Annotated in this window: 21 protein-coding genes; 8 read left to right on the top strand and 13 right to left on the bottom strand. The window is 60.4% G+C overall.

Annotated elements, in window-relative coordinates; all coding sequences use genetic code 11:
• The first annotated feature begins 67 nt into the window (after positions 1 to 67).
• The gene (edd, locus tag LC094_RS13805; protein WP_226553379.1) at positions 68 to 1,879 is read left to right on the top strand and encodes a phosphogluconate dehydratase; all 1,812 of its coding nucleotides are present in this window, start codon (positions 68 to 70) and stop codon (positions 1,877 to 1,879) included.
• 19 nt (positions 1,880 to 1,898) lie between these two features.
• Here the strand turns inward: edd and LC094_RS13800 are convergent, their stop codons facing one another.
• Both LC094_RS13800 and LC094_RS13795 read right to left on the bottom strand, forming a co-directional pair.
• A complete protein-coding gene (locus LC094_RS13800; protein ID WP_226553378.1) occupies positions 1,899 to 2,378 on the bottom strand; it encodes a GNAT family N-acetyltransferase in 480 nt (159 codons plus the stop codon).
• 212 nt (positions 2,379 to 2,590) lie between these two features.
• Positions 2,591 to 3,715, bottom strand: a complete 1,125-nt coding sequence (locus LC094_RS13795; protein WP_226553377.1) for an NADH:flavin oxidoreductase — start codon at positions 3,713 to 3,715, stop codon at positions 2,591 to 2,593.
• Positions 3,716 to 3,955: 240 nt separating this feature from the next.
• Between LC094_RS13795 and eda the strand changes: the two genes are divergently transcribed.
• Positions 3,956 to 4,597 carry a bifunctional 4-hydroxy-2-oxoglutarate aldolase/2-dehydro-3-deoxy-phosphogluconate aldolase gene (gene eda / locus LC094_RS13790; protein ID WP_226553376.1) on the top strand — a complete coding sequence of 214 codons (642 nt, stop codon included), beginning with the start codon at positions 3,956 to 3,958 and terminating at the stop codon, positions 4,595 to 4,597.
• A gap of 16 nt (positions 4,598 to 4,613) precedes the next feature.
• Here eda and LC094_RS13785 read toward each other — a convergent pair whose 3' ends face one another.
• The 3 genes from LC094_RS13785 to LC094_RS13775 form a co-directional block, all read right to left on the bottom strand.
• On the bottom strand, positions 4,614 to 5,111 hold the full coding sequence (locus LC094_RS13785) for a TIGR01244 family sulfur transferase (protein ID WP_226553375.1): 498 nt from the start codon (positions 5,109 to 5,111) through the stop codon (positions 4,614 to 4,616).
• 135 nt (positions 5,112 to 5,246) lie between these two features.
• A complete protein-coding gene (locus tag LC094_RS13780) occupies positions 5,247 to 5,540 on the bottom strand; it encodes a hypothetical protein (protein WP_226553374.1) in 294 nt (97 codons plus the stop codon).
• Between the two features lie 5 nt (positions 5,541 to 5,545).
• Positions 5,546 to 8,326, bottom strand: a complete 2,781-nt coding sequence (locus tag LC094_RS13775) for a [protein-PII] uridylyltransferase family protein (protein WP_226553373.1) — start codon at positions 8,324 to 8,326, stop codon at positions 5,546 to 5,548.
• 167 nt (positions 8,327 to 8,493) lie between these two features.
• Between LC094_RS13775 and pepT the strand changes: the two genes are divergently transcribed.
• Positions 8,494 to 9,744, top strand: coding sequence for a peptidase T (pepT, locus tag LC094_RS13770; protein WP_226553372.1), 1,251 nt, complete (start codon positions 8,494 to 8,496; stop codon positions 9,742 to 9,744).
• Between the two features lie 33 nt (positions 9,745 to 9,777).
• Here pepT and LC094_RS13765 read toward each other — a convergent pair whose 3' ends face one another.
• Positions 9,778 to 10,251, bottom strand: coding sequence for a GFA family protein (locus LC094_RS13765; protein ID WP_226553371.1), 474 nt, complete (start codon positions 10,249 to 10,251; stop codon positions 9,778 to 9,780).
• A gap of 257 nt (positions 10,252 to 10,508) precedes the next feature.
• Here LC094_RS13765 and LC094_RS13760 point away from each other — a divergent pair, with 257 nt between their 5' ends.
• From LC094_RS13760 to LC094_RS13750, 3 genes are all read left to right on the top strand, one after another.
• Positions 10,509 to 10,985, top strand: a complete 477-nt coding sequence (locus LC094_RS13760) for a DUF2852 domain-containing protein (RefSeq protein ID WP_226553370.1) — start codon at positions 10,509 to 10,511, stop codon at positions 10,983 to 10,985.
• Positions 10,986 to 11,063: 78 nt separating this feature from the next.
• The gene (locus LC094_RS13755) at positions 11,064 to 11,555 is read left to right on the top strand and encodes an RDD family protein (protein ID WP_226553647.1); all 492 of its coding nucleotides are present in this window, start codon (positions 11,064 to 11,066) and stop codon (positions 11,553 to 11,555) included.
• Positions 11,556 to 11,733: 178 nt separating this feature from the next.
• Positions 11,734 to 12,597 (top strand): arginyltransferase, encoded by an 864-nt coding sequence (locus LC094_RS13750; RefSeq protein WP_226553369.1) that lies wholly within the window; start codon positions 11,734 to 11,736, stop codon positions 12,595 to 12,597.
• Between the two features lie 53 nt (positions 12,598 to 12,650).
• Here LC094_RS13750 and LC094_RS13745 read toward each other — a convergent pair whose 3' ends face one another.
• The 4 genes from LC094_RS13745 to LC094_RS13730 form a co-directional block, all read right to left on the bottom strand.
• Positions 12,651 to 13,097 carry a hypothetical protein gene (locus LC094_RS13745; protein ID WP_226553368.1) on the bottom strand — a complete coding sequence of 149 codons (447 nt, stop codon included), beginning with the start codon at positions 13,095 to 13,097 and terminating at the stop codon, positions 12,651 to 12,653.
• A gap of 134 nt (positions 13,098 to 13,231) precedes the next feature.
• Positions 13,232 to 15,586 (bottom strand): TRAP transporter large permease, encoded by a 2,355-nt coding sequence (locus LC094_RS13740; protein WP_226553367.1) that lies wholly within the window; start codon positions 15,584 to 15,586, stop codon positions 13,232 to 13,234.
• Positions 15,587 to 15,607: 21 nt separating this feature from the next.
• Positions 15,608 to 16,537 (bottom strand): TRAP transporter small permease subunit, encoded by a 930-nt coding sequence (locus tag LC094_RS13735; RefSeq protein WP_226553366.1) that lies wholly within the window; start codon positions 16,535 to 16,537, stop codon positions 15,608 to 15,610.
• A 190-nt stretch (positions 16,538 to 16,727) separates the two neighbouring features.
• On the bottom strand, positions 16,728 to 17,825 hold the full coding sequence (locus LC094_RS13730) for a TRAP transporter substrate-binding protein (RefSeq protein WP_226553365.1): 1,098 nt from the start codon (positions 17,823 to 17,825) through the stop codon (positions 16,728 to 16,730).
• A 436-nt stretch (positions 17,826 to 18,261) separates the two neighbouring features.
• Between LC094_RS13730 and LC094_RS13725 the strand changes: the two genes are divergently transcribed.
• The gene (locus LC094_RS13725; protein ID WP_226553646.1) at positions 18,262 to 19,683 is read left to right on the top strand and encodes a cache domain-containing protein; all 1,422 of its coding nucleotides are present in this window, start codon (positions 18,262 to 18,264) and stop codon (positions 19,681 to 19,683) included.
• Positions 19,680 to 20,324 carry a response regulator transcription factor gene (locus tag LC094_RS13720; protein ID WP_226553364.1) on the top strand — a complete coding sequence of 215 codons (645 nt, stop codon included), beginning with the start codon at positions 19,680 to 19,682 and terminating at the stop codon, positions 20,322 to 20,324. The genes LC094_RS13725 and LC094_RS13720 overlap by 4 nt, the downstream gene beginning before the upstream one ends.
• A gap of 128 nt (positions 20,325 to 20,452) precedes the next feature.
• On the opposite strand, the gene LC094_RS13715 is transcribed toward LC094_RS13720, so the two are convergent.
• From LC094_RS13715 to LC094_RS13705, 3 genes are all read right to left on the bottom strand, one after another.
• Complete coding sequence (locus LC094_RS13715) at positions 20,453 to 21,547, bottom strand: TRAP transporter substrate-binding protein (protein WP_226553363.1); 1,095 nt, start codon at positions 21,545 to 21,547, stop codon at positions 20,453 to 20,455.
• 201 nt (positions 21,548 to 21,748) lie between these two features.
• Positions 21,749 to 22,684 (bottom strand): hypothetical protein, encoded by a 936-nt coding sequence (locus tag LC094_RS13710; RefSeq protein ID WP_226553362.1) that lies wholly within the window; start codon positions 22,682 to 22,684, stop codon positions 21,749 to 21,751.
• A 178-nt stretch (positions 22,685 to 22,862) separates the two neighbouring features.
• A complete protein-coding gene (locus LC094_RS13705; RefSeq protein ID WP_226553361.1) occupies positions 22,863 to 24,746 on the bottom strand; it encodes a PhoX family protein in 1,884 nt (627 codons plus the stop codon).
• Positions 24,747 to 24,801: the final 55 nt, after the last annotated feature.

Raw genomic sequence — 24,801 nt, 5'->3', positions numbered from 1 at the left:
CCTTAAACGTCATTTTCGCATAAGATTTTCCCAGATCAGACCGCCAAACCAGCAAAAGGCCAGACCCGTGAACAGCCAGATCGCCCCCCAGATCGCAGACGTCACCCAACGTATCATCGAACGGTCGAAACCCACCCGCGAGGCCTATCTCGCCCGCATCCATGAGGCCGCCGATCAGGGCCCGGTGCGCGCGCATTTGTCCTGCGGCAATCAGGCCCACGCCTATGCCGCCATGGGCGATGACAAGGACGTGCTGGCCGACGGGCGCGCGCCCAATATCGGCATCATCACCGCCTATAACGACATGCTCTCGGCGCATAAGCCCTATGAGCACTATCCCGAGATTGTCCGCGAGGTTGCCCGCGCGTCGGGCGCCACGGCGCAGGTCGCAGGCGGTGTTCCCGCCATGTGTGACGGCGTGACTCAGGGGCAAACGGGCATGGAATTGTCGCTCTTTTCCCGCGACACCATCGCGCTCTCGGCCTCCATCGGCATGTCGCACAATTGTTTTGACGCGGCTCTCTATATGGGCGTCTGCGACAAGATCGTGCCGGGGCTGATCATGGCCGCCGCCGCTTATGGCCATGTGCCCACCGTGTTCATCCCGGCGGGGCCGATGACCTCCGGCATCACCAATGACGAGAAAGCCAAGGTCCGCCAGAAGTTCGCCACCGGAGAGATCACCCGCCGAGAACTGATGGACAGCGAAATGAAGGCCTATCACGGTCAGGGCACTTGCACCTTCTACGGCACGGCGAATTCGAACCAGATGCTGATGGAGATCATGGGGCTGCACCTGCCCGGCGCGTCTTTCGTCAATCCGGGCACGGAGCTGCGCGATGCGCTGACCCGTGAAGCCACCAAACGCGCGCTTCAGATCACCGCGTTTGGCAATGAATACACGCCAGTGGGCGCCATTTTGGACGAGAAAGCCTTTGTGAATGGCATCGTCGGGTTGATGGCGACGGGCGGATCCACGAACCTCGTGCTACACCTGCCCGCCATGGCCCGCGCCGCCGGGATCATTCTGGATCTGGAAGATTTCTCTCAAATCTCCGATGCAGTGCCTCTTCTCGCCAAGGTCTACCCGAACGGCCTCGCCGATGTGAACCATTTCCATGCCGCAGGCGGCCTTGGCTATCTGGTGGGGGAATTGCTCTCCGCGGGCCTCTTGCACGAAGACGTCAAAACCGTCGCCGGCACCGGCCTGTCGCTTTACACCAAAGAGCCGAAATTGCGCGAGGGGGTGCTGACCTTCGAGCAGCCAGACCATGAGACGGTGAACGACAAAATCGTCCGCCCTGCCTCTGATCCGTTCCAAAAATCAGGCGGTCTCAAGGAGTTGAAAGGCAATCTGGGACGTGGCGTGATGAAGGTCTCCGCCGTCAAGCCCGAACACCATGTGGTCGAGGCGAAAGCGCGGATATTCCACGATCAGCATGACGTCAAAACCGCCTTTCAAAAGGGCGAATTTACCGAGGACACCGTGGTTGTCGTCCGTTTCCAAGGCCCGCGCGCCAATGGCATGCCGGAGCTGCATTCGCTGACACCGACGCTTGCGGTGTTGCAGGACCGGGGCCTCAAAGTGGCGCTGGTCACCGACGGGCGGATGTCCGGCGCCTCCGGCAAAGTGCCCGCCTGTATCCATGTCTCGCCCGAGGCCGTCACCGGCGGTCCGATTGCAAAGCTGCGCGACGGCGATCTGGTCCGCGTCGATGCCACCACTGGCGTTTTGACTGTGCTCGAAGACGGCTTTGACGCCCGCGAGGCGGTGACCGTCGATCTAACCGCCAACACTGTCGGCATGGGCCGCGAGCTGTTCGAAACCTTCCGCCGCAACGCAGGTCCCGCGACCGAAGGGGCGTGCTCTCTGTTCTGAGCGCACGCCCGACCCCGCGTTACAGCACGAGTTTTAAAAGCGGGAAAGGCAGACCATTGTCATCCCTCTCCCGACGCCCGACTTGGTGAAAACCGAGCCGGGCATAAAACCCACGCGCCGCCAGATTGGTCTCGTAGACCTCAAGGCTCAGGTGATGTTTCAGCCCGCGCGCATGGCCGACAAGGAGCCGCCCGATGCCCTGCCCCTGCGCCTCCGGCGCGACGAACAGCCCGCCAATAGTGGCGCCCTTCGCCGTACACTCCGGGTCCGGCAACAGACCAATAAAGCCAAGCGGCCTCGCCCCACGCAGCGCAACCCAGATTTCGGCCTTGGGCAGGTAGATGTGCTCCACCAGAACCTGTTGTTCGTCGAGCTGGGAGGACGTGAAAAACGGATGAGCCTGTTCAGACGCTCTGCGCCAGATGTCGGACAAAGCCATGGTGTCTCCGGCCTCAAATGGGCGGAGGGTGATGTCGGTCTGTGTGATAAATTGTGTCATGAGAAACTCTCAGAAAAAGCGCATATGCGCATAGAAAATCATGCGACCCACTGTATTTCGTGAAGTGGGTCACGCGTCATGCCCTAAAAGGCGGTGCTGATTTTCTGCGCATAAATCTCCTTATCCTGAGAGGCTGAGTGTCGCAGGAAATTGCGGCAAAGAAAAGCCTCCCCGATGAGATCAGCACCGGGGAGGCTTAGGACAACGTGGGATTACAGCAACTGCGCCAAAGCCGCCGGATTAAACCCGCTCAGCTCCTCCGTCGCGCCGCGTTTGACCTTTTCGGCCCAGGCGTAATCCGACAAAAGCGCGCGGCCCACGGCGATCAGATCGAACTCTTCCGCCTCCATCCGTTTCACCAGATTGTCGAGCGGCGTCACCTTTGAGCTTTCGCCGCCAAAGGCCGCGAGGAACTCTCCCGACAACCCCACAGAACCGACGGAAATTGTCGGCGCGCCGGTGATTTTCTTGGCCCAACCGGCAAAGTTCAGCCCCTCTTCGCCGTCGATCTCGGGGAATTCCGGCTCCCAGAACCGACGCTGTGAACAGTGCAAAATGTCGACACCGGCCTCGACCAGAGGCGCAAGCCAGCGCTCCATCTCCGCCGGATCGGCGGCGAGTTTCACGCCGTAATCCTGTTGTTTCCATTGGCTCAGACGCAGGATGATCGGGAAATCCGGCCCCACGGCGGCGCGCACCGCTTTCACAACGGCGACGGCAAAGCGCGACCGCTCTTCAATCGTGGCCCCACCCCAGTGATCCTCGCGCAGGTTGGTGCCCGCCCAGAAGAACTGATCAATCAGATAGCCATGCGCGCCGTGCAGCTCAGCCACATCAAAGCCCAGGTCTTTCGCCGCTTTGGCGGCCTCTGCATAGGCGGCAATCGCGGCCTCGATGTCGGCCTCGGACATTGCGACGCCGCGCGGATCATCGGGACCGACCAAAGCGGAGGGGCTCTCCACCGGTGCCTCTGGCTCCCATTTGCCCGCGCGGGTCGAGCCAGTGTGCCAAATCTGCGGTCCCATCTTGCCACCCTCGGCATGGACCGCCTCGATCACCCGGTTCCAGCCCGACAAGGCCTCGGGGCCGTGAAAAAACGGAATGCCCGGATCGTTGCGCGAGGCCGGGCGGTCGATCACGGTCCCTTCAGAGAGGATCAACCCGACCTCATGAGATGCGCGGCGCGCGTAATAGGCGGCATTTTCCGGCCCCGGAATGCCCGCGTCGGTCATGCTTCGCGTCATCGGCGCCATGACGATGCGGTTTTTGAGGGTGAGGCCTTTGTGGGTAAAGGGGCGAAAGAGCGTATCGGTCGCTGTGGGTGTTGGTGCAGTCATATCTGCGCTCCTGAGCGTTGTGGAGGGGGACGTGGATGTGTCGCCTTTGGTCTCTGATGGTGAACAGAGTGTCGCGCTGATGTAAGCGGGGGCAAACAGGTGACAAGCCCCGCGGGGGTGGCTTGACAAAATCGCTCAGGCTGAGAGGCTTTGCGGCAAGACCGCCCGTGTTAGGTCTTTCACCGCAGCGATTTTAGCGCTAACATACGTAGATACCGCAAACAACCGACAGGAGCCCCCATGACCCCGCAGGACGCCAGCCTGAAATCCGCAGAGGTCTGTGGCCTCGCCCCCGTCATCCCCGTGCTCGTCGTCAAAGACGTAGCCCACGCCCGCCCCTTGGCCGAGGCTTTGGTCGCGGGCGGCTTGCCTGCGCTCGAGGTCACGTTGCGCACGCCGGTGGCTTTGGACGTGATCCGCGAGATGGCCAAGGTCGAGGGCGGCGTGGTCGGTGCCGGTACGCTTTTGACGCCCGAGGATGTCAAAAACGCCATCGCGGCGGGCGCGACCTTTGGCGTCTCCCCCGGTGCGACAGATACGCTTTTGGACGCATGCGAAGCCGCTGATTTGCCGCTTTTGGCCGGCACCTCGACCGCCTCAGACGTCATGCGCCTGTTGGAGCGCGGCTACACGGTCGCGAAATTCTTTCCGGCAGAATCCAATGGCGGTGCGCCCGCACTCAAGGCCATCGGCGCGCCCCTGCCGCAGATGAAATTCTGCCCGACCGGCGGTGTGTCGCTCAAAAACGCCAATGATTACCTGTCGCTGTCCAACACGCTTTGCGTGGGCGGAAGCTGGGTCGCACCCGCCGATTTGGTGGAAAAAGGCGATTGGAAAGCCATCGAAGAGCTGGCCCGCGAGGCGGCGGCCCTGCCCCGCTAAGTCAGCATAGCCCCCGTCACGCCCGGCGGCGCATCTCGGTGACGTCGCCCTCGCGCGGCGCCTGTGGCGCACCGCCGCGTGTCGGAGCCAGGGCGCGCCTGCCCTCAATCGAGGTATTGCCGGGGGCCAAGCCTCCGGCCTGCATCGCAGAGACCCGGCGCTCCTGCCCCTGATGTTCTGACATTTCCTGCTCCCAATGCGACCAAAGCGTCGCGGAGCGCGTGCCCGACCGGCAATAGGCCAGAATGGGTTTCGGCATCTCCTCGATGGCGCGGGCAAAGGCGGTGTGATCGGCGGCACTGGCACCGCCCAGTTGAATGGGGATGTAAACGGTTTTCAGCCCAAAATTCGACGCGATGCGGGTGATCTCATCAAAGTCTGGCTGATCCGCGCCCTCCCCGTTCGGGCGGTTGCAAATGATCGTCTTATAGCCTTTCTCGGCCAGTTTTTGGATTTTCGACAGCTCAAGCTGCGTGGCCACCGTGAACATACCGTTCAGACGTTTGATCCTCATGCGAGTATCCTTTGGACTTGTGCGTTGACAGGCGTTTTGCCCCGAATACTCCTTGGCAAAGGTGAACAGTTTCTGAACGAAGCTGGCACCGCATGTGACAAATCCAGACAAATCGAACGATTGCCGCGCCGATCTTTACCCTTCCCAGACGCGCGGCACAGGCTGCTGCGTGCGCTTCAACCCTTCGCGCAGCACATGGGTCATCGGATGCTCCGGCCCGGTCTGAGGCGCATAGAGCGCCAAAAGCCGCCGGATCGCCGTCCCCGTCGAGACGCGCGGCCCAAGCCGGAACGCCCAGTCGAGATAGATCGCCCGCGCCTCATCGATCCCCATGTCAACCATGCGATAGGCGGCAAGGATCATGCCACCGGGATCAATGGCCGGGTCCACTGCGGGAAAATCAGGGGGAAACGGGTTCGTCTCTGTCATCTCGCTCAAAGCCCCGACACCGGACGCTCCAAAATCTCCGCAATCGCGCGGGCGGCGGCCTCGGAGCGGCTGCGCAGCTCTTCGGACAAGGCCTCCATCGACACCGCCCCATTCGAGCGACGCAGGAACTCGCGCCCACCTGCACCAATGGCCTCCGGGTCGAGCTTTTCGCCGGTCAACAGCCGGGCCGCCGATTGCAGCCGCCACATCAACCGATAGGTTTCCACCAAAAGCGCATATTCATCGCCCGACAGCCACTCCGTCGCGCGCGCCGCACCGAGTTGCGCATAGATGTCCTGCTCCGCGCTGCCCGCCAAAAGCGCGGCTGTTTCGGCCAGAAGTTCAATGTCCATCATCCGACCGGGGCCGTTTTTCGGATCCCAATCGCTGCCGGGTTTCGCCGTCGCCAGACGCGCGCGCATCTCGCGGGTTTCTTGGCGAATGCGGGCTTCGTCTTTGGGCCCTGCGATCAGATCACTGCGGAAATCATCCACCGCGCGGCAGAGATCCGGATCGCCCGCAATCGGATGCCCCCGCGTGAGCGCCAGATGTTCCCAGACCCAAGCCTCGCCCATCTGATAGCGCATGAAGCTCTCGAAGGAGGTCGCAACCGGCCCCTGTTTGCCCGACGGGCGGAGCCGCATATCGACCTCATAGAGCCGTCCTTCGGCGGTCTGGGCGGTGATCGCGGTGATCAGCGCCTGGGTGAGACGCGCGTAATAAGTCCGCGACGGCAAGGGTTTACGCCCCTCCGAGGCCTCCACACCGCTCGCGTCATAGATCACGATCATATCGAGATCGGAGGCCGCCGTGAGCCGCCCTGCGCCCAGAGACCCCATGCCCAGAACCATCGCGCCACGGCCCGGCGGTGTGCCATGTTTGCGGGCAAATTCCGCCACGACCGGCGGGTAAAGCGCCGCCACACAGGCCGCCGCAACATCGCAATATTGCGCGCCCGCCTGATCGGCGGTGATCAGATCGCGCAGCTGATGAACGCCAACACGGAAATGCCATTCCTTGGCCCAACGACGGCAGGCGTCGAGCTGGCGTTCATAGTCGCCTGCGGCCTCCAGATGCGCCGCCAACTCCTCGGTCAGCGCCGCGCGCCCCGGCCATGGGGCAAAGAACCCGCCACCGATCACCGCATCCAGCACACTCGCGTTGCGCGACAGGTAGCGCGCCAGATGGGGGGCAGTGGAGACGATGTCGAGGATCAGGTCGATGAGCTGCGGATTGGCCTCGAAGAGCGCGAAAAGCTGCACACCTGCCGGCAGGCCTTTGAGGAACCCGTCGAGATGCGACAGCGCCTCGGAGGGTTTGTCGAGGTTTTGGATTCGGTGCAAAAGTTCGGGTTTGAGGCGGGTGAAAATATCCTGCGCCCGCGTGGTCCGCAGACAGGGATAGGTCGACCAGCGCGCGGTGATCTCGGCCTCTTCGGCGGTGAGCTCAGGCGCGGGGGCGGCTTCGCCGGGGGCAAAGAAATCCTCGGTCAGCGCATTGACCCGTTCACAGCGCTCGGCAATCTCGGCGCGCATCTTTGCCACGCCGGTGCCCATGAGCGCGGCCAAGCGGTCGAATTCTTCGGGTGCCGTCGGCAGGCTGTGGGTCTGTTGATCGCGCAGCATCTGGAGCCGGTGTTCGACCTCACGATGCGCGATGTAATCCGTGCTGAGCGCCGCAGCCGCCTCGGCCTCCACCCAGCCCTTTTCCGCCAGCACCTTGAGCGCGGGCACGGTTTCGCGCAGCCGCAAATCGGGATCGCGCCCGCCTGCGATCAACTGCCGGGTTTGGGCGAAAAATTCGATCTCACGAATGCCGCCATAGCCCAGTTTCATGTTGTGACCTTCGAGGCAAAGCGCGCCGCCAAGTCCTTTGTGGGCGCGGATTTTCAGCCGCATGTCGTGGGTCTCACGAATGGCGTTGAAATCGAGGTGCTTGCGCCAGACGAAGGGTGTCATGCCCTTGAGAAACCGCGCGCCTGCCTCCATGTCCCCGGCGCAGGAACGGGCCTTGATATAGGCCGCGCGCTCCCATGTGCGCCCGACGCTTTCATAATAACGTTCGGCGGCTTCCATGGCGAAACAGACGGGCGTCACGGACGGGTCAGGCCGCAGGCGCAGGTCGGTGCGAAAGACATAGCCCTCGCCGGTCAGGTCCGACAAAGAGGCCATCGCCTTGCGCGTGGCGCGAATGAACCCCGCGCGGGCCTCCATCTGATCCACCCCGTCGAAACGGCTCTCATCAAACAGGCAAATCAGGTCAATGTCGGAGGAATAATTCAATTCCCCTGCCCCATGCTTGCCCATGGCGAGCGCGAACATGCCGCCGCAACTCTCGATGTCGTCTTCGGTCTGGCCGGGGATTTTGCCGCGGGTGATCTCGCGCGCCACATGCGCCCGGATCGCCACATGGGTGGCACGGTCGGCCAGAAGAGACAGCGCGCCGGTGACCTCGAACAGGCCCCAGACGCCGCCCAGATCACAAAGCGCCGACAAGAGCGCGATGCGGCGTTTGGCCTGTCGCAGCCCTGCGTCGATCTGATCGAAGGGCAACGCCTCGATGCGAGACATTTCGGCCTTGAGCGCCGCCTCCGGGTCGTCCAACGCGCCCGTCAGCCAGTCCGTCTCTTTCAGGATCAAACCATGCAGGTAAGGCGCCGATCCGGCCGCGCCTTCGATCACCTCTGCCACGGCGCCCGAGAGCTCCGGCAAAGCCGCGCGGGCTTCGGCGCCGCGCTCTGGTTCATAGGGGCGCGGGCTTCGGGTGATCCGGGATTCAAACGTCATAATAGCTCCTCCAACTGCCTTAAAAGAGCGGATTTTTCACCCGAAGTGCAAGCGCATTCGACCGCTGCCCCAAGCGCAAAGGACCTGCACAGGGGCTGGTCCTTGGGGTGTGTCTTGACTCTTTGCTTTGAGAGGCGCCCTCTGGTCGCAAAGACAGAGGACAGTTGATGCCACAGGACAGCAAACCCCGCTTCGATCAAGAACTTGAAACCCGTCTGATGCGCTATGCCGCGATCGACAGTCAGAGCGATGCGGATTCCCCCACCTCTCCGAGCACCGCGCGGCAATATGACATGCTGCGGCTGTTGGAGGCAGAGTTGAAAGAGATCGGCGCCGAGGATGTCGTGATCACCGACTATGGCACGGTTTTGGCGACGATCCCCGGCACGGCCTCTGGTCCGACCGTCGGGTTTCTGGCCCATGTCGACACCGCACCGCAGTTCAACGCGACGGGCGTCAAACCCCGCGTGATCAAGGGCTATAACGGCGGCGACATCACCTATCCCGACAATGCCGATCTGATCCTCTCGCCCGCAGAGTTCCCCTATCTCGCGCAAAAGCAAGGCCATGACATCATCACCGCCTCCGGCACCACGCTGTTGGGTGGCGACGACAAGGCGGGCGTGGCGATCATCATGACGGCGGCCCGACATCTTTTGGAAAACCCCGAAATCAAACACCCGCCGCTGCGCATTGCCTTTACCCCCGACGAGGAGATCGGGCGCGGGGTGAATGCGGCGCTTCCGAAAGATCTCGCCGCCGATTTCGCCTATACGTTTGACGGTGGCGAGGTGGGCGAGATTGTCTATGAAACCTTCTCCGCCGATGGGGCCGAGATCATTGTCAAAGGTGTCTCGATCCATCCGGGACACGCCAAGGACAAACTGGTGAACGCCATTCACCTCGCGTCCAAAATCATCCAGACCCTGCCGCAATCGGTCATGGTGCCGGAGACCACGGACGGCCACGAGGGGTTCATCCATGCCACCGATATGGTGGGCGGCTCGTCGGAGATGAAGATTAAACTGATCCTGCGCGATTTCGAACGGGAGGGTTTGGCCGAGAAAGGCGAGATCGTGCGCAAGGTCTGCGAGGCCGTCGCCGCCACCGAACCGCGCGCGGAGATCACCTGTACCATCACGCCGCAGTATCGCAACATGCGCTATTGGCTGGAGGAGGATATGACCCCGGTCGATCTGGCGCGGGATGCCTGTCGCAAGCTTGGGATCGCGCCGATGTCGGTGCCGATCCGAGGCGGCACGGATGGCTCGCGTCTGACCGAAATGGGCGTGCCGACGCCGAACCTTTTCACCGGGATGCAGAACATCCACGGGCCTTTGGAGTGGATTTCGGTGCAGGATATGGCGCTGGCGACCGAGCTCTGTCTTGAGCTGGTGGGATTGGCTGTGAAAGGCTGATCCCGAAACGCCTCGCGCCTTTACCTGCCCCTGTCAGAGGGCCCGCTGAGCGAAGGCGGCGAGCAATGTGGGAAAGCTGTCCATCTCCGGCATGGCGTCGAATTTATGCGGCGCGGGCGTGTCGGCCCAGGGCAGCTTGTTCGCCACCATGGTCTCGATAAAGGGCGTGGCCCAGCCCGCCACCTCGGCGTCCTTCAGATCGAACATCGTCGGACGAATGTTGACGAGCGCCTCCAACCCGGTGATGCGGGTGAACATCCATGTCATGCAGTTCGGACAGCAATAGTGGTCAAGATCGGGCCCTTTGGCGCCGCCTTTGACCACCTCTCCCTTTGCAACGCGCACCCCTTCGGCGGGCACCATCGCAGTCAGGGAAAAAGCGCTGGCGCTCATTTTCTGACAGCCCGAGCAATGGCACGCGGCGGTCATCACCGGTGCTTTTGACACCTCAATCTCGACAGCGCCACAGCGGCAAGTGCCGGTTTGGATGGAAGTTTTGAGTGTCATTGGTGCCATCCTTTGCATCTGCCCCGGCCCTTCTGGCACATCCAAAGAGATAAATCCAGCCTCACGGATACGGTGAACTTGTGACATCTGCTGCAAGAAACACGACCAAAAAACTGTTCTTATTGAATTTTTAAAATAATGTAAAAAACATTCACATCAGCCCTTGCACGGCGCGGGTGCCCCTCCCATCTTGGTAATGTGAAAAGCATTCACATCAAACGAAACACACACCTTACTTCTTCGAAAGGGAACCCCAAATGACCCATGTCGCCTCCACTTACGCCCCCGACGGGACCGGCCAGAGCTGGTTTCGCCGCGCTGAGGCCTGGCTCGACGACAAGGGCAAAGGCGCCTGGATCGCGGCTATGGTCCTTGGCTTTATCTTTGTCTGGCCCGTCGGCCTCGCCCTTCTCGCCTATATGATCTGGAGCAAAAGAATGTTCGCTTGCAAACACCGTTCTGAATTCGGCCCGCGTGGCCGCCACATGTCCCGCAACCGCTTCCGCACGGCGCATGCCGCAACGCGGTCCTCCGGAAACAGTGCCTTTGACGCCTACAAAGAAGAAACCCTGCGTCGTCTCGAAGAGGAACAGGATCAGTTCGAAAGCTTCCTCGAGCGTCTGCGCGCCGCGAAGGACAAGGCCGAGTTCGATCAATTCATGGACGACCGCGCCAAACGCGCCGCAGAAGAGCGCGTCGAAGACGATACAACGGACAAAAAAGAGGACGCGTAATCCTCAGGCAATCCTCCGGCCAGTCCCCTTGCAACGCAGGCGGGGCTGGCCCACATAGGAGACAGGACAATGAGTATGATGATGCCCGAAGACAGATATAGCGACAGATATACTGACAGCCGCGACGAGGCCCATTGGGGCCTGCCCGACCCCGATCGCCAGCCCGCCTTTTACGATATGGTGGCGACCAAACGCGCCTTGGCCTTTGTGGTCGATTTCATCCTGATCGTGATCATCGCCGCGCTGATCGTGCCGTTCACCGCCTTCACCGGCATCTTCTTTTTCCCCTTCCTCGTCGCCGTGGTGAGTTTCGCCTACCGCGTGATCACCATTGCCAACGGATCGGCGACCTGGGGGATGCGGCTCATGGGGATCGAATTTCGCGACCGCAATGGTGCGCGCTTCGATCTTGGCATGGCGGTTTTGCACACGCTGCTCTTCACGGTCTGGTGTTCGACCGGCATTTTGCAAGTCGTCTCCGTCGTCTTGATGGCCACCACGGCCCGCGGCCAAGGCCTGTCGGATCTGGTGCTGGGGTCCGCGGCGATCAACCGCCCGTCGAGCTACTAAAGCGCATCTGATAGCGCCCAAAGAGTTTCAAATTTCAGGCAAATGGGGGCCATTTGGTCCCCTTTGTCGCATCAATGTGGCTTTTCCACATGTCCCCCTTGGCGAATGGCGGTTGAGTTGCTACCTTTTTGATCAAGCTGTTAACCCGTCCTTCGTGAATTCATCGTAAGTCCATCCCATGCGTCACTCCCTCCCCCTAGCGCCGCAGTTCTACGTGACGGCCCCTCAGCCCTGCCCCTATCTCGAGGGTCGGATGGAGCGAAAGCTGTTCACCTCCTTGCAGGGCGAGAATGCCAATCAGTTGAATGACAGCCTGTCAAAACAGGGGTTTCGTCGGTCGCAAAATGTGCTCTACCGCCCAACCTGTGCCGATTGCAGTGCGTGCCTCTCTGCGCGCATTCGAGTCGCCGATTTCAAACCCTCGAAATCGCAACGCCGGACGATCAACAAGAACAAATACCTGAAACGCGGCGCCACCTCGCCTTGGGCCACCGAGGCGCAATATGACCTGTTCCGCGAATATCTCGAAACGCGTCACGCCGATGGCGGCATGGCGGATATGGATGTGTTCGAATTCGCCGCGATGATCGAGGAAACCCCGATCCGCACCCGCGTCATCGAATATTACATCCCCGGCGAGTCTGGCCGCCCGCGCGAGCTGGCCGCGACCTGTCTGACGGACTTGCTCGATGACGGGTTGTCGATGGTCTATTCCTTCTACAAACCCGATTTGATCAAAGACAGCCTTGGCACCTATGTGATCCTCGACCACATAGAGATCGCGCGTGAGGCGGGTCTGCCCTATGTCTACCTCGGCTATTGGGTGCCGGGCTCGCCGAAAATGGGCTACAAGGCGCGGTTCTCTGCGCTTGAGGTCTATCAGGGTGGGCAATGGATCGACCTGATAGACCCCGAAGAATTTGCCCAAGACTCGCATCCGCTGGAGAGCGAGCCAATCGCACAGCAGGTGGCGAAGATCGATCTGCCGGACATGCAGGGACCCAACATGCCGGGCTCGGGACGTGGGACGACGGAGTTTTAAAACAGAAACGCGGACGATCTGGCCGCGTTTGTTTTTGAGATCACCGGATCGGCTTAATGCACCTGCACCGTCCCCATCATCGCCCGCGGGTCGGTTCGGAGTGTGGCGTCGATCAACAGGCCCAGTTGTTCGGCCATGGAAACGGCCAAGGGGGCAATATCGGCGCGCAGCATCAGCATCGACATGAGCGTCGCGTCCTCGCGTTTGCCGCGCGCGGCGAGGCGAACGAATTGCGCCAGCACGGCTTCATCGGCGCCCAAACAATCGCAGGACATGCCGTGGCTCACCAGCGGACGGCGGGCGTGGCGTTCGAACACCAGCATCATCTGCGAAAAAATCTTGCCCAGATCACCCTTGCCCCGCATGGCCTCTGTGCTGCGAAACAGGGTGACGACCACCCGGCCCTGTTCATTCAAGTGCGACAGCTTCCCCACCGGCTGCGCGCCCTCAACGGCGTCTTCAGTGATCTGGTCGATGGCGCGGGCGGATTGGAAAGACATGGGGGCTCCTCAAAGAGACGACAGTGGGGCGATGGCTAAATACCTTAGTCTTTTTATAAGACATTTCATTTGACGCAAGGGATTCTTTTTTGCCAAAGAAAAACCCCGCCGATGGGGCGGGGTTTTGAGAGGCTTTATTTCGCCAGAAGGTTCGGCACGATGGTGACGATATCCGGGAAGGTCCAGAGGATACCGAGCCCGATCACCTGAATGAGCACGAAGGGAATGATGCCCTTGTAGATGTGCCCGGTGGTGACCGACGGCGGCGCGACACCGCGCAGGTAGAAGAGCGCAAAGCCGAAGGGCGGCGTCAGGAAGGAGGTCTGGAGGTTCACGGCGATCATGATCGTCACCCATTTCGGGTCCATCGTGCCACCGTAGATCACCGGGCCGACGATGGGCACGACGATGTAGATGATCTCAAGGAAATCGAGCACAAAGCCCAGAATGAACAGCACCAACATCACCAGCAAGAAGACGGTGAATTCATTGTCGAAGCTGCGCAGGAAGCTCTGGATGTAATGCTCACCGCCAAAGGAAATCACCACAAGGTTCAAAAGCTGAGAGCCGATGAGGATGGTGAAGACCATCGACGTGACCTTGGCCGTTTCGCGCACCACGATGCCCAAAGTGCCATCGGAGAACAGCACCCAGCAGGCATAGAGAATGCCGAACATGGCAAAGTAATAGGCGCCGAGGGCCACGATATAGGCGACCCAATCCTCGAAGGGCACATCGCCACGCCCCAGACGCAGGTCGAAATTCGACCCGATCAGGATCATCACGATGACGGCAAAAGCGGCGCCGAGGATGATCTTGCTGGTTTTGTGATGATCGGCGAGTTTGCGGTAGGCTGCCAAGAGCAGCGCTCCGCCCGCGCCCAACCCAGCCGCAGGCGTCGGGTTGGTCACGCCGCCCAGGATCGATCCGAGCACGGCAACGATCAGCACCAGCGGCGGGAAGACGACGCGGAACAGCTCGTTTTTGGCGAGATGCTGAGCCGCGTGTTTCACCCCGTAGGCCAGTGCGAGGAAGGGGATCAGATAGATCACGAAGGCGGTGCCAGATGAGGTCATCGGCCCAACCAGAAGCGCATCCAAGATCAAAACAGCCGCAATGCCCCCTGCCCCGATCAAAAGCGGCGCCGGGTTGGCGAGCGGTGCGACGCCACGACCAAAGGCCAGCGTGATCGCCAGAAGCACCATGACGGTCAACAGGCCGGAGCCCAGCAGAGGTGCATTGGCAATGGCGTCGAGTGTGAGCGCTTCGATCTGTTCCGGCGTGCGCAGGACAGAGACCTGCGCGCCGCCTGAGGCTTCGATCGCGGCTTGCTCGGCTATGGCGGTATCCCATGCGGGTTGACCATGCAGCTCGATCATCGCGGCCTGACATTGCGCGGAGACATTGGTGCGCAGGCTCGCGGTCGCGCCCGCTTCGGTGAACTCGGAGACCAGAATGTTCTGAGACCCAGCAAGACCGAACTGGCCGGAGAAGACAGCCGCACCGATCAAAAGCACCGGCACAGCGACCATCCACAACAGACCGTCACGACGGGTCATGGTCTCGTGGCTGGTGTGCTCCAGATGCACGGGCGGGGCTTTCGACGGGTTGAACATCGCGTAGCCGAAGGCATAGAGCGCATAGAGACCGGCGAGGAACACACCCGGCAACATCGCGGCCTGAAACAGCGTACCGACGGAGACCACGGCAGGCTCACCAAGGAAGGTCAGCGCATCTGTACAGCCAGCGGCCTGCGCGCGGGCTTCTTGGGCGGCGGAATAGATGTCGCCCGCCAAAGTGCCCAAAAGCACGATGACGATGGAGGGCGGGATGATCTGACCCAAGGTGCCCGAGGCGGCGATCACACCGGTGGCGAGCTGCGGCGAATAGCCGTGGCGCAACATGGTCGGCAGGGACAAAAGCCCCATGGTCACCACGGTGGCGCCAACGATGCCGGTGGAGGCCGCGAGGAAGGCGCCGACGATCACAACGGAGACCGCCAGACCGCCCGGAAGCGGGCCAAAGACGCGCGCCATGGTGGTCAAAAGGTCGTTGGCAATCTTGGAGCGTTCCAAAACGATGCCCATCATCACGAACATCAGAACCGCCAGAAGCGTCTCGATGGAGGCGCCCGCAAAGACGCGTTCGTTCATGCGGTTGACGATGAAGGACAGGTTGCGATCCACCGCCTGTTCCCAACCGCCGGGGAAGAGCGCTTCGGGGTAGACCGGCAATTCGGGATACCTGAAATGCGATATGTTGGCGGGGTTGACGCCGGAGTTCACAAGGTCGCGGTAGGCCTGCGAGCCGGTGTCGATGGCCTCATGCACGAGGATGCCCGCGCTGTCCAAAGCGGCGATGATGCCAAAGGCCATGAGACCCGCACCACCGATGGCAAAGGCCACGGGAAAGCCGGTGAGAATGCCGCCGAAGAGGCACAGGAATACGATGATGAGGCCAATTTCTACGCCATCAAGTCCGAAAAGCATGTGTCTGATCCTTCGCCCGAATTAATGCGTGCCTTCAAAGGCTTCTTCGCCTTCGCCGAGCGTGTCTTTGTCGAGATATTTACCCGCGCTGTCTTCGCCTTCGACGAACTCCAAAAAGGAGCGGTAAAAGAAGGCCAGCGCCTGAAGGATCACCAGCACAAGGAAGCACAACAGCAGGACTTTAAAGAGAAAATATGCGTTGAACCCGTTGGCCGAGAAGGACACGGTTTCGACGTTCCACTTCACGATCCGGGCCTTCATCAACATGCGGTCGAGCGCGTCGGAGGCCGAGACCTTCGGCGTGATCAGGTGCCGCCAGAGGAAGAACCAGGCGTACATCCAGGTCAGCAAAGCCACCGGCAGCATGAAGAACAGCGCGCCGAACATGTCGATCGCGCGTTTGGTGCGGTGTTTGACGCCCGCGTAAACGAGGTCTACGCGCACGTGGCTGCCCTGCACAAAGGCGTAGGAGACACAGAGCGCCACAACGAGGGCGTTTTCGAATTTGAGGCTCTCGGAGAACCAGCCAACGGATTGGGTAAAGCCGCCACCAAAGGGCGAAATGCTGATCTCGCCCTGACGGAAGATCGACTGCAAGAACACCACCATGATCTGTTGCAGCACCATCAAAAGACCGGCCCAGGCGGCGACACGCCCCATGGTGTTGGCGATTTTCTCAAGCCCGCGCACCAGCGCCCAAAGGAAAGGCCGATGCACAAAGCCGATCACGGTGACCACGATCACCAGATCGAAGAACACGAACAAAAGCTCCTTCGAGCCGCCGTAATAGACAAAGCGCAACAGGCTTTCCTTGTTCGACCAATCGAGCCAAAGCCCCGGATGCGTGAGCGCATAGATGATATGCCAGAACCCGAGCCCGAGGTTCACGACGAGGCTCACCACCGCGTCCACCATGAGCCCGAAGAAAGACGTGCCGGTCTGTTCTTCCATCTCGTCTGTCCCCTTCCCGGCCCGCGAGGTCTGCGGTCCGTTCCCAGAATGTGTTGTTTTCGTGTATTTTGTTGTGGCGCTGCTTTACGCCCCTGCGCCCCGGACGACAACCCCGGACACCCCTTTGCTAAGGCCGAAAATGCGCGCGATATCCGCGCGCATTTCGTGTTTTACCGATCTTGCAAAAAGATCACTCGGCCTGAGCCGCCATGACGCGGTCGCGTTGCGGCGTGTAGTTGCCGTCGGAGCGACCGATCCATGCGGAGGTCTGCGCCATTGCGCTCTCATAGGAGGTCCGGATTTCCGCGAAGATCTCGTCGTCCATATAGCCGTCGAGCACCTCTTTGGCGGCATTGCCGAAGGCGGACCAGACATCGTCGGAGAATTCCTTGAGCTGGGTGCCGCCTTGGATCAGGCGCTGCAACGCCGGGCCGTTGTTGGCCACGAAAAGCGCGTAGTTGTGCTGATGGCACTCGCCCGCGGCAATCTCGATGGCTTTTTGCTGCATCGGGCTCAGGCTTTCGAAGACCTCGAGGTTGGTGGTCACACAGAGCGCCGCGCCCGGCTCGTGGAAGCCCGCCGGATAGTAGAAGTCACAGACCTCTTGCAGGCCGAGTTTTTCATCCGACCACGGGCCGATCCACTCGGTGCCGTCGAGCGCGCCGGAGGACAGCGCTTGGTAAATCTCGCCACCCGGAAGCACCTGCACGGAAGCGCCGAGTTTCGACACGGTCTCGCCGCCGAGCCCCGGCATGCGGAATTTCAAACCCTGGAAATCGGAGGGAGAGGTGATCTCCTTGCGGAACCAACCGCCACCCTGACCGCCGGTCTGACCGGCAATAAAGCCTTTGAGACCAAAGATTTCGCCGAGTTTGTGGTGAAGCTCCATGCCGCCCATGGAATAGTACCACACCATCATCTCAGGCGCGGTCATGCCGAAGGGCACGGTGGTGAAATAGGCCAGTGCCGGGTGTTGCCCGGTGAAGTAATATTCGCAGCCGTGATAAATATCAGCCTGACCGGAAGTCACGGCGTCAAACACTTCAAGCCCGCCGACAAGCTCGCCCGCTGCCTTCGCATCGATGGTCAGCTGGCCATCGGTCAGCGCATCGACATTGGACGCAAAACGCTCAACGGAATCCCAAACGCCCGCCAGACCGCGCGGCCAGGTGGTGACCATGGTCAGGGTCCGCTTGCCCTGCGCATACATCGGCGCCGCCAGCGTGGATGCAGCAGCGGCAGAGGCCCCGCCCAGAGCGGACGTTTTCAGAAAAGAACGACGATCCATAGATAATTTCCTCCCAAGATGGTCTATGGTTTTCTTATACCGATCCCGCAGCCCCTTCCCCCCTCACGCGATCTCAAAAGCGGAAGACGCCTCCTGCATCTTTCGCTTTTCGACACGAACACGACGTCGGCAGAGACAGAACCCTTGGAAATACTTGGGCAAATCAGCATGCAGACGTCAAAGGACAGGCCAAAACCGGACCAGATCGTGAAGTCACGTTACCGCTCACGATCCCGCGAGGAAATACCCAACACTACGCAGTCCCGCATTTTTTATGTTCCGTTAGCGGGCAACATCGCAACTTTACTGCTGAGACAACGACGCCCCGCGCAAGACATCCTGCGATTGACGCTGCCCCGGCCTCCGGTATCCTTCGCACAGACAATCCCTGACACGCCTCAGTCTTCAAGCCCCGAAAGCCGACACTGACCTGATGATGCGACTGCGACCCGAGTTGACCTACGCGCGCAAATTGTTCCTGCTCGCCACCCTGCCGCTGATCCTCTCAGTCGCGGCCATCGCGGCTGTGGTGGCGCATCACTCGAACAGCATGTCCGACCGCGAGATCGCCGAGCTGGAGGAGCAAATCCTGACCGCCAAGCGTCAGGAGCTACAGAATTACCTGCAACTGGCACGCAACTCGATCACCGCCGACTATAGCCCCGCGCCCCCCGACGACGAAGCGGCCAAGCTCAAGGTCACGCAAACGCTCGCGGCGATGACCTATGGCACGGAGGGCTATTTTTTCGTCTATGAATATGACGGCACCAATCTCGTCGCCCCCCGTCAGACCGACTTGATTACCCGCAATTGGGCCGGTCTCACCGACAGTGAGGGCACGCCTGTCGTCGATGAGCTGATCCGGCTCGCGCGTCAGGGCGGCGGCTATCACGAATTTCTCTGGCCGAAACCCTCGACCAATGAGGAGGCCCAGATGATCAGCTATGTGATCGGCTTGCAGGACTGGCAATGGGCGATCGGCACCGGCGTCTTCATCGACGATGTGCTGAGATCCGTGGCCGCCGCCCGTGCCGAGGTCCAGACCCGCGTGCACCGGACATTTGCCTATATCGGCGCGATCACCATGGCGGCGGTGCTTTTGGTGTTCATGTCCGGGGTGACGATCACCATCCGCGAACGCCGACTGGCCGACGCCAAACTCAAGGAGCTGACCCAGCGGATTTTCGACACACAAGAAGAAGAGCGCGGCCGCGTCGCGCGCGAATTGCACGACGGGATCAGCCAGATTTTGGTCGGCGTGCGCTATGCGATGGAGCTGGCCCGGCGGCAGTTGAAAGCCGGGGACCCAAAGGCCCCCGCCAGTCTGGATCGCAGTTTCGACATGCTGGGCGGCGCCTTGACCGAGGTGCGGCGCATTTCGCGCGATCTGCGGCCGGGGGTGTTGGACGATCTGGGCCTGGGCCCCGCACTTCAGGCGCTGGCGGAAGAGTTCGAGAAACGCACCGGGATCAAGACGGAGCTGGAAACCGTGGTGTTCCGCAACCGTCTGGATGAGGAGGCGCGGATCGCCTTGTTCCGCATCGCGCAAGAGGCGCTGACCAACATCGAACGCCACGCGGACGCCACTGAAGTGTCGATCAAACTCGCCGGGCACCGCACCGGGGCGACGCTTTTGATTTGCGACAACGGGCGAGGTTTCGACCCTGCGACACAGGGCAAAGCCGGACGCGGCATCGGGCTGCGCAATATGGCGGAACGGATGGAACAATTGGACGGCACTTTAAAGATCACGCAACGTTCCCCCGGCACCTCCATTGACGCCACAGTGCCGTTAAAGCATATCCTGCCGCCCGCAGGCTCCAACCGCCCCCGCTCCGAGATAGGAAATGCCCGATGACACAAAAACCGACGCGTGTCCTGATCGTGGACGACCACCCGATGGTCGCCGAGGGCATTCGCGCGCTGTTGGAAAGTTTCGATGATCTCGACGTGGTCGGCACATTGTGCAACGGGCGCGAGGCGGTGGATCAGATCGAAGAGCTGGCCCCTGATGTCGTTCTGTTGGATTTGAACATGCCGCAGATGGGCGGGTTGACCGCCACCGAATTGCTTTTGGAGCGTCGCCCGGAGACCCGCATTCTAATCCTCTCGATGCATGACAGCCCGGAATATATCGGTGCAGCTCTGTCGCATGGCGCCATGGGATATGTGTTGAAGGACGTGCCGACAGAAGATGTGAAAGAGGCGATTGACGCGGTGATGCGCGGCGAGCAGTTCCTCTGCAACGGGGCGCAGGCCGCAATCGGGCCGAAAATCCGCGATGGGCGCGAACCTTTGACCGAACGCGAACAAACCATCCTGTTGGAACTTGCGCAGGGCAAATCGAACAAGGAAGTCGCCGCAGCCCTGGATATTTCCGTGCGCACGGTCGAAACCCACCGCAAGAACATCAAACGCAAGCTGGGGATTTCCTCGACCGCCGGCCTCACGCGCTATGCCATGGAGCATGGCGTGTTGCAGGGCACGGGTCGGTTTTAAACGGAGCGCTTCCAGTGCGCCTGCAGGCGCGCGCCTCCGGCTGGGCAAAATCACCCGCAGGTGACGGCATAGAAAAACGCGCGAAATCTGCCTCCCGCGCGTTTCAAATCACCTTACAAATCCGTCGCTTATTCGGAAATCATCGCCAGAACGCGGTTCCGCTGTTCGGAGTAGAAGCTGTCGGATTGACCCATCCACTGGGAGGTGGCTTTCATCGAGTCCTCGACGGATTTTCGAATTTCGACAAAGAGATCGTCGTCCATATATTGGTCCAGAACCTCTTTCGAAGCGCGACCGAAGGCCTCCCAGACATCATCCGGGAATTGCTTGATCTGGGTGCCGCCTGCGATCAGGCGCTGAAGCGCCGGGCCGTTGTTGGCGAGGAAGAGCGCGTAGTCGAACTGGTTGCACTCTGCGGCGGCGGTGTCGATGATCCGCTGTTGCGCAGGCGTCAGCGACTGGAACACCTCGAGGTTGGTGTTGACGGTGAGCGCAGAGCCCGGCTCGTGGAAGCCAGCCGGGTAGTAGTAGTCACAGACCTCTTGCAGACCGAGACGTTCGTCCGACCACGGGCCGACCCATTCGGTGCCATCGAGCGCGCCGGAGGACAGCGCCTGATAGATGTCGCCCGCCGGCATCACCTGAACAGACGCGCCCAGCTTGCCGACCACTTCGCCGCCGAGACCCGGCATCCGCAGTTTGAGGCCCTGGAAGTCGGAGACAGAGGTGATTTCCTTGCGATACCAGCCGCCACCCTGCGCGCCGGTCTGACCGCCGATGTTGGTGTGCAGGCCAAAGATCTCACCGAGGTTGCGGTGAAGCTGCTGACCGCCCATGCCGTAATACCACACCATCAGTTCCGGTGCGGTCATGCCGAAGGGCGAGGTGGTGAAGAAGGCCAAAGCCGGGTGCTGACCGGTGAAATAGTAATCGGCGGAGTGGTAGATGTCGGCCTGGCCGGAGGTCACGGCGTCAAAGACCTCGAGGCCACCGACCAATTCGCCAGCCGCGCGGGCCTCGATGGTGATCTGACCGTCGGACATGACGTTCACGGCATCGACAAAGCGTTCGACGGCGTCCCACACGCCCGCCAGACCACGCGGCCAGGAACAGACCATGGTCAGCGTCCGGTTGCCCTGCGCATACATCGGCGCAGCAAGCGTCGAGGCGGCAGCGGCGGAGCCCCCCAGAGCGGAAGTTTTCAGAAAAGAGCGGCGGTCCATGGTCTATCCTCCAAAAAGCGCGCAGGGGTCGGCCCCCCGCGTCAAATCGCGCGCACCATAGAGAGCGGCTGCGGAAGATTGAAGGGGGGAAGACGCGACATTTCGCGCAAATCTTGCGCGGGGATGCAGAGGGGGGGACGGTTTATTGCGGAGGGGGATTGTGGAACGACATTACTTTCGCGCACTAAATTACTTCGCGCATTAAGAAGTAAGAAAAGCTCTCTGATTTCTTAGGATGCGGTCAATCGTATCGTGAAACCCCATCATCAGATGATATGTATTGTGATTATGGTAGGGAATAATATCCCTCTGCTTTCCCGTCGGATTTCCATAGGCAACAATTGTGGGAACATCAGCACCTAATAACACCTGAGTTTCCGCGTTCATATGCGTATGCTTCATCGCATTGAATAGATCGTTCGATATTTTTAAAAAATCTGTCTGGTCACTTTCGTAAGAACGAGACAGACCTCTCACAATGTTAGCAGCTCGGCTGTTCTTCTGCGTCCCGAATAAAGCCCCTACGCTATCACAACGAAAGCGCTTTTCCCTGTTCACGCGCTCCGCATCACAAAGCAGTTCAGTTAATCTGCACAGAGTATCCAGGCAATGGCGCATTTGAAAAACCAATGCCTCGCTTTCAAATTTATACGTGCCATACGAGGTTGGCTGGGCACACAAGGTTACACCACCAGCGGCATCGTCGGTCATATTTTCTACAGGACTAAAATCCATCCGCAGAAGCTGTTGAAATTTCGCATCAATAAATCGAATATTGTCAATGAGCCGCAAAACAACGAGCCCCGAATTCGCAAGGCGATCCAGACTCGGATAGCTCGGAAAATTTTTTAGCGCGATCACTTTTGGCTTGTAAGTTTCTGCCTTGCGACCGGCGTCATAATTGACTTCCTCTTCACGTGGCCTCCAAAACTCGTCTTTATGAATTTCCCATGCTGATCCATTGAAAACGGGAATGCAGCCTTTGGACCATTGAGGGGGAGGTGCGACCAATGTTGAAGCCTGCGGCTTCATGGGCTTGCCACTTCTTGGGTCAATTTCAGCTTTGGTTTTACATAGGTAAAAATTTTCCGTTCTGTCGAAATGATATAGCCAAATATCCGCGTCATGATCGTTCACTACCCAATCTCCAACATAGCTAGACGTGCCTCCAGCTAACTACTCAGACAGACTCGTTCCAGCCTTTTTCAACGATAGGAAACGGGAAACAATCTCCTTCCACAAAATAAGGGGCGCAGCTTTCACCGCACCCCTCGCCTGATAAAATCTCGGGATGAAATCCCTTGGCGGGATCGGCTTAGCCGATCAGCGCGCCATCTTCACGCCACACGGCAATCACGGACGAGCGCGGTTTGCCGTTGCCGTCCGGCCAGGAGCCGCCCGGGTGCTGGATGCCGACGAAGGCCACTTTCTTGTCCGCAGACCAGGTGAGGCCCGTGACCTCGGCGCCGTTCGGCGCGGTCAGGAAGCGGGCGATCTCGCCGGTGTCGGTGTTGCCGATCAGCATCTGGTTGTTGCCTTGGCCAGCGAACTCGCCTTCGTTGCTGTCGTCGCCGTCGGTCTGGATCCAGAGGTAGCCGTCGGACGAGAAGGCCATGCCATCAGGCGAGTTGAACATGTTGCCTTCGTTGACGTTCTCGGAACCGGCGTATGCGTTGTCGTAGACGGTCGGATTGCCGGCCATGACGTAGAGATCCCAGGCGAACGTGTCCGCACCGTGATCTTCACCTTCCGGGCGCCAGCGCACGATTTGACCGTAGTTGTTGGTCTCACGCGGGTTCGGGCCGGTCGCAGGCGTCGCGTCGCCACCGGCGTTCGGTTTCACGCCACGGTTCTTGTTGTTGGTCAGCGCGCAATAGGCCTCGCATTTCAACGGGTTGGCGGCGATCCATTCCGGGCGATCCATGGTGGTCGCGCCCACTTTGGAGCCTGCCATACGGGAGAACACGAGGATCTCGTCCATCGCCATGCCGGTGGTTTCGGGCGTGAGCGGCAGCCACTCACCGGTCATGTCGTCGTTGAACTTGGCCACGTAGAGCGTGCCGTCGGACAAGAGACCCTCGGTCGAGCCGCCTTCGGTGTACACGCCGTTGGAGACGAATTTATACATGAATTCGCCGCGCTCGTCGTCGCCCATATAGACCACGACACGACCGTCAGCGGCCTGCACCATCTCGGCGTTTTCGTGTTTGAAACGGCCCAGAGCGGTGTGTTTCACCGGGGTCGAGGTGGCATCGAGAGGGTTGATCTCGGTGACCCAGCCGTGACGGTTCGGCTCGTTCGGCTCTTGGCTCAGGTCGTAACGCACATCGAATTTCTCGTAGGCGTAGCGGCCTTCGCCACCGATGCCGTAGCGGGTGTGGCCTTCGGTCTCGGTGTAGTCGCCGGTGGCGCCAAAGTAGCCGTTGAAGTTTTCTTCGCAGGTCAGATAGGTGCCCCAAAGCGTCTTGCCGGAGCCGCAGTTGTTCATCGTGCCTTTGGGCGACATGCCTTCCGGATCGGCATTGGTTTTCACCAGATCGGAGCCAGCCGCCGGGCCGTCCATGGTCATCTGGGTCTCATGGGTGATGCGGCGGTTGTAGGGGCTGTCGACGACAACCTCGAAGCCGTTGCCATTGTCGGCAACTTCCAGAACGGTCACGCCCTGCATGTTCTTCAGAAGCGTCACTTCGTCGGCATTCTGAGGCATGCCCTCGGAGGCGGCAGGCAGGTTGATTTTCGGGTTCACATATTCGGAGTTGATCGCGAGGATCGTTTTGTCGCCATCGACAAAGGTCTCCATGCCGTCGGTGTTCTCGCCGAAAACCTTGTCGGACATCGCGACCGGCACGCCGGTCTCGGCGGAATAGGCGCCTTCGGCGTCGGAGAACAGAGCGTCGCCCCAACGGACGAGGACTTTCCACTGGTAGCCTTCCGGCACGTGGATCTCGTGGTCGGTGGAAATGCCGATCGGCGTGAAGTTGAAGCCTGCGCTTTGAGCGCGAGCCGCCGTGGTGGAGGACATCAACCCGGCGGTGCCCATGGCCAGAGCGCCGGAACCAAAGGCCAGAGCGCCGCCCAAAAACCCACGACGCGAAATCGCACGTTCGACGACCGCGTCGAACTCATTGGTGTTCGGACGCGGGTCGCGCATCTCATCGAAATCATCCCAAGACAGGTCGGTGAAATCCTGATCTTTCATTTTTAGCTCCATCGCTTTTGTGCGTTGCTGAAAAGATTAAGGTGCAGCCCCCGTG

The organism is Celeribacter naphthalenivorans (assembly GCF_020524585.1).
Lineage (GTDB): Bacteria > Pseudomonadota > Alphaproteobacteria > Rhodobacterales > Rhodobacteraceae > Celeribacter > Celeribacter naphthalenivorans.
Note: the sequence above shows the minus strand (reverse complement) of the source record. Positions and strands in the feature narration are given on the sequence as shown.

Coding starts and splice junctions, on each gene's coding strand:
- LC094_RS13800 (WP_226553378.1), bottom strand. CDS start 2,378: ATGACACAATTTATCACACAGACCGACATCACCCTCCGCCCATTTGAG.
- LC094_RS13795 (WP_226553377.1), bottom strand. CDS start 3,715: ATGACTGCACCAACACCCACAGCGACCGATACGCTCTTTCGCCCCTTT.
- eda (WP_226553376.1), top strand. CDS start 3,956: ATGACCCCGCAGGACGCCAGCCTGAAATCCGCAGAGGTCTGTGGCCTC.
- LC094_RS13785 (WP_226553375.1), bottom strand. CDS start 5,111: ATGAGGATCAAACGTCTGAACGGTATGTTCACGGTGGCCACGCAGCTT.
- LC094_RS13780 (WP_226553374.1), bottom strand. CDS start 5,540: ATGACAGAGACGAACCCGTTTCCCCCTGATTTTCCCGCAGTGGACCCG.
- LC094_RS13775 (WP_226553373.1), bottom strand. CDS start 8,326: ATGACGTTTGAATCCCGGATCACCCGAAGCCCGCGCCCCTATGAACCA.
- pepT (WP_226553372.1), top strand. CDS start 8,494: ATGCCACAGGACAGCAAACCCCGCTTCGATCAAGAACTTGAAACCCGT.
- LC094_RS13765 (WP_226553371.1), bottom strand. CDS start 10,251: ATGACACTCAAAACTTCCATCCAAACCGGCACTTGCCGCTGTGGCGCT.
- LC094_RS13760 (WP_226553370.1), top strand. CDS start 10,509: ATGACCCATGTCGCCTCCACTTACGCCCCCGACGGGACCGGCCAGAGC.
- LC094_RS13755 (WP_226553647.1), top strand. CDS start 11,064: ATGATGCCCGAAGACAGATATAGCGACAGATATACTGACAGCCGCGAC.
- LC094_RS13750 (WP_226553369.1), top strand. CDS start 11,734: ATGCGTCACTCCCTCCCCCTAGCGCCGCAGTTCTACGTGACGGCCCCT.
- LC094_RS13745 (WP_226553368.1), bottom strand. CDS start 13,097: ATGTCTTTCCAATCCGCCCGCGCCATCGACCAGATCACTGAAGACGCC.
- LC094_RS13740 (WP_226553367.1), bottom strand. CDS start 15,586: ATGCTTTTCGGACTTGATGGCGTAGAAATTGGCCTCATCATCGTATTC.
- LC094_RS13735 (WP_226553366.1), bottom strand. CDS start 16,537: ATGGAAGAACAGACCGGCACGTCTTTCTTCGGGCTCATGGTGGACGCG.
- LC094_RS13730 (WP_226553365.1), bottom strand. CDS start 17,825: ATGGATCGTCGTTCTTTTCTGAAAACGTCCGCTCTGGGCGGGGCCTCT.
- LC094_RS13725 (WP_226553646.1), top strand. CDS start 18,262: ATGCGACTGCGACCCGAGTTGACCTACGCGCGCAAATTGTTCCTGCTC.
- LC094_RS13720 (WP_226553364.1), top strand. CDS start 19,680: ATGACACAAAAACCGACGCGTGTCCTGATCGTGGACGACCACCCGATG.
- LC094_RS13715 (WP_226553363.1), bottom strand. CDS start 21,547: ATGGACCGCCGCTCTTTTCTGAAAACTTCCGCTCTGGGGGGCTCCGCC.
- LC094_RS13705 (WP_226553361.1), bottom strand. CDS start 24,746: ATGAAAGATCAGGATTTCACCGACCTGTCTTGGGATGATTTCGATGAG.